This is a genomic window from Microbulbifer mangrovi, assembly GCF_002009015.1.
GTDB classification, from domain to species: Bacteria; Pseudomonadota; Gammaproteobacteria; order Pseudomonadales; family Cellvibrionaceae; genus Microbulbifer; species Microbulbifer mangrovi.
In genome coordinates, this window is record NZ_LZDE01000063.1 from 1 (window position 1) to 543 (window position 543).

Sequence of the window (543 nt, forward strand, 5' to 3'; positions counted from 1 at the left end):
GTCGCCCCTGTTGCGGGCGTTAGATGAGTGCAGAGCATGAGCCTCTCAAGTGGAAACTTGTCTCTTGATGAATTATTGATGATTGATCAGATTGTGGTAGACGATGGCTCGTCTCCATTCTGGAACTTCGATAGATCTTGCGGCGGTGATCATCTAGGTTTCTATTACAAAGGCCAATTAATCGGCGCCGCTTGCATAATTTATAAAGGTACGGTGGCAGAAGTAGATAAATTATATTTATTGAAGAAGTGGCGTACAAAAATTCCAATAAGAAAGATTTGCCAATTAGTCATAACGGAAGCTCAAAGCAAAGGAGTTGCAAAACTTACCTACTGCGTTTTAGAGCCGGGACTCGAGCGACTCTGGGAGCGTGCGATTCAACCCTTCAGTGCTTTTGCGCTAGGCGAGGGTAATTGGGAGGTCCCGCTATGATACATCTAACAAACGCAAGCAGAGGGATAGCCAACGTTATGCATCTTTTGTGCGGTCGCTACGCTCCCATTTTTGCACAAAATGCACATAGCATTGTCTGCCCCTGCTGCG

General features: G+C 46.0%; 1 protein-coding gene. It reads left to right on the forward strand.

Going from position 1 to position 543, the window contains the following annotated elements; genetic code table 11:
* The first annotated feature begins 36 nt into the window (after positions 1 to 36).
* Positions 37 to 432 (forward strand): hypothetical protein, encoded by a 396-nt coding sequence (locus tag B4U49_RS00270; RefSeq protein WP_078082629.1) that lies wholly within the window; start codon positions 37 to 39, stop codon positions 430 to 432.
* Positions 433 to 543 lie beyond the last annotated feature (111 nt).

Excerpts from the sequence above, each read along its gene's own strand:
- B4U49_RS00270 (WP_078082629.1), top strand. The coding sequence starts at position 37 with ATGAGCCTCTCAAGTGGAAACTTGTCTCTTGATGAATTATTGATGATT.